The 2,569-nt window shown below is 73.5% G+C and carries 4 protein-coding genes and 1 pseudogene; 2 read left to right on the forward strand and 3 right to left on the reverse strand.

Annotated features, from left to right (window positions below):
• A partial coding sequence (locus G3I65_RS35225) for an SDR family NAD(P)-dependent oxidoreductase (RefSeq protein ID WP_160699932.1) occupies nt 1–597 on the reverse strand: 597 nt, incomplete at its 3' end.
• Between the two features lie 129 nt (nt 598–726).
• Here G3I65_RS35225 and G3I65_RS35230 point away from each other — a divergent pair.
• Nucleotides 727–1,065, forward strand: coding sequence for a helix-turn-helix domain-containing protein (locus G3I65_RS35230; RefSeq protein WP_160699933.1), 339 nt, complete (start codon nt 727–729; stop codon nt 1,063–1,065).
• A 147-nt stretch (nt 1,066–1,212) separates the two neighbouring features.
• Here the strand turns inward: G3I65_RS35230 and G3I65_RS35235 are convergent, their stop codons facing one another.
• On the reverse strand, nt 1,213–1,827 hold the full coding sequence (locus G3I65_RS35235) for a TetR/AcrR family transcriptional regulator (protein WP_160699934.1): 615 nt from the start codon (nt 1,825–1,827) through the stop codon (nt 1,213–1,215).
• Between the two features lie 69 nt (nt 1,828–1,896).
• Here G3I65_RS35235 and G3I65_RS35240 point away from each other — a divergent pair, with 69 nt between their 5' ends.
• Nucleotides 1,897–2,283 (forward strand): Dabb family protein, encoded by a 387-nt coding sequence (locus G3I65_RS35240; RefSeq protein ID WP_160699935.1) that lies wholly within the window; start codon nt 1,897–1,899, stop codon nt 2,281–2,283.
• 7 nt (nt 2,284–2,290) lie between these two features.
• Here G3I65_RS35240 and G3I65_RS35245 read toward each other — a convergent pair.
• Nucleotides 2,291–2,569 (reverse strand): annotated as a pseudogene (locus tag G3I65_RS35245) (LLM class F420-dependent oxidoreductase); the annotation flags it as partial.

The raw sequence follows: 2,569 nt of genomic DNA on the forward strand, positions 1-2,569 counted from the left end.
GATGACGGCGCCGCGTTCACCGTCGAGCACGCCCTCGGTCGCCGGGGTGCGGACCGCTCCGGGCGCGACGACGAGCACGCTGACGCCGTCGCGGGCGGACTCGGCGGCGACGTGCCGGGCGAAGGTCGCCAGCGCGGACTTCGCGGTGCCGTGCGCGAGCCGCCCTTGGCCGACGTAGTCCGCGGCGGTGCTGCCGATGTAGATGATCCGGCCGCCGCCCTGGGCCCGCATCGGCTCGAGGACGCGCTGGGTGATGTGGAAGGCGCCGGCCAGCTCACCGGTCACCTTGGCCGCGAACGCGGTCCAGGACAGCTCGGCCAGCGACGCGAACGGGGGAGGAGCGGTGTTGGCGTTGACGACGACGGTGTCGAGGCGCCCGATGCCGGCGACGAGCGTGTCGACGGCCGCCGGGTCGGTGACGTCGGCTTGGGCGCTCGAGGCGGTGCCGCCCGCGACCTTGATCTCCCGGACGACTTCGGCGGCCCGAGCGGCGTTCGCGCGGTAGTTGACGATCACGTGGTGCCCCTGCGCGCCGAGCCGGCGGGCGATCGCGGCGCCGAGCCCGCGGGCGGCTCCGGTGACGAGTGCGGTCGGCAAGTCTCCTCCTGGTGGTCGTGAGCAGGGCGCTAACCTACGGAGAGCGCGGGTGGCGCGGAAGACGCTCACCCCGGGGTGAGCGGCTCACCCGTGGTTGAGCGCGCAGGCGGGGGGCGTGGGGGAGGCGTGGTGGGTGACGTGTTCCACAAGGACTGCCCGGCGCGCGAGGTGCTGGGCCACCTCGCCGGCCGCTGGGCGATCCTCGTGCTCACCGCGCTGCTGGCGGAACCGCGCCGCTACCACGAGCTGCGCGCGGTGGTGGCGGGGATCAGCGACAAGAGCCTGGCGGCGACGCTGAAGTCGTTGCGGCGGCACGGCTTGGTGCACCGGGAGGTCGGCGGGGGCCAGCCGCCTTCGGTGACCTACTCGGTGACGGAACTGGGCCGCGGCGCGGCGGCGGCCCTCGCGCCGTTGCTGGACTGGATTCGCGTGAACGCGGAGGAGATCACCGCGCGTCAGGAGGATTGAGCGGGCTCAGGCGGCGAAGGTTCGCACGATCGTTGCGGTGGCACGGTTTGGTGCGTCGGGAGGTCGGTGGCGGCCCTTGCGCCGTTGCTGGACTGGATCCGGGCGAACGCGGCGGAGATCACCGCGCGCCCCGAAGCCTGAGCCGGCTCAGACGGCGAAGGTCCGCACGATCGTTTCGGCGGCGTTGTCGGCGACCGCGTCGATCTCGGCAGCCGGGAGACGGCGGGTGCCGAGCTGCGAGCGGCGTTCGAGCGGGCCGGTCAGCAGGGCGAGGAACTGCTCCGCGACGACCGCGGGATCGCAGTGGCGCAGCTGCCCGCCGACGACCAGCCGGGCGAGGCGGTCCGCGAGCGCGTCGCCCAGCCGCCCGGCGGTGACCGCGTGGACGTCGGTCAGCAGCTCGGGAAACCGGCCCAGCTGGGCGTAGGTGAGCGTGCGGAGGGCGCGGGACTGCTCGTCGCAGCAGCGGCGCGCCAGCGCACGGGCGGCGCGCGTGAGGGTCCGGCGCGGGTCGCCGTCCGGGGCGATGCGCTGGACCGCCGCGAGATTGGCCGCCGCGACCTGCTCCGCGGCCGCGGCGAGCGCGGCGCGGAACAGGGTCTCCTTGTCCTGGAAGTGGTTGTAGACCGTGGGTTTCGCCACCCCGGCCGCGTCGGCGATCTCCTGGACGTTCGCCGCGTCGAAGCCGGCGCGGGCGAAGACGGCGAACGCGGCGTCGAGGATCGCCTGCTGCTTGTCGATCCGGCCACCTGTCCTGGTCATGGACGTAGTTTACAACGACCGCAGCGGTTCGCTAATTTGAACTCACTAGTTCATTTTAGGAGGACAGCCATGATCGTCAACCTGCTGCGGTTCCGCTTCCGCGACGACGTCACGGAGGACGGGCGCGAAGCCGTCCTCGAAGCCATGCGGCGGACGGCGGGCGTCGAGTCCGCGGCGTTCGGCACCGTCGGCCGGGACCTCGGCGACCCGGCCGACGGTTTCACCCACGCCTACTGCGTCGGCGTCGCGGACCTCGCCGCGCTCGAGCGGTACATGCACGACCCCGTGCACCTGGCCGGGGACGACGTCGTCCTGCCGCGCCTGGCGCGGCTCTCGGCGGTGCGGTTCACCGACGACGCCGACCCCGAGACGGGCGCGAAGATCGTCTCGCTGCACCAGGCGAAGCTCGCGAAGTACCCGGATTGGGAGCGGCAGCTGAACGCGATCCCCGCCTGACCACCGATCACCCGGCCTTGACGGCCTGCACGGCGTCGGCGACCGCGAGGAGGGTGGCGACCGGCTCGTCGCCGAGGGGGTAGACGCCGACCTGGTCGGCGCCGGCGTCGCGATGGGCCAGCAGCCGGGCCGCGACGGTGGCCGGGTCGCCGTGGGCGACGAGCGCGTCGATGAGGCGGTCGCTGCCGCCGCCGGAAAGGTCGTCGTCGGTGTAGCCGAGCCGCCGGAGGTTGCTCGCGTAGTTGGTGACCGCCAGCGCCGTTCCGGGTGGCGCGGACCGGGCGAT

Origin of the sequence: Amycolatopsis sp. SID8362 (assembly GCF_010550475.1) — a bacterium.
Lineage (GTDB): Bacteria > Actinomycetota > Actinomycetes > Mycobacteriales > Pseudonocardiaceae > Amycolatopsis > Amycolatopsis eburnea.

What these genes read in the sequence shown, in the direction of transcription:
- G3I65_RS35235 (WP_160699934.1), bottom strand. Translation starts at nt 1,827, where the DNA reads ATGACCAGGACAGGTGGCCGGATCGACAAGCAGCAGGCGATCCTCGAC.
- G3I65_RS35240 (WP_160699935.1), top strand. Translation starts at nt 1,897, where the DNA reads ATGATCGTCAACCTGCTGCGGTTCCGCTTCCGCGACGACGTCACGGAG.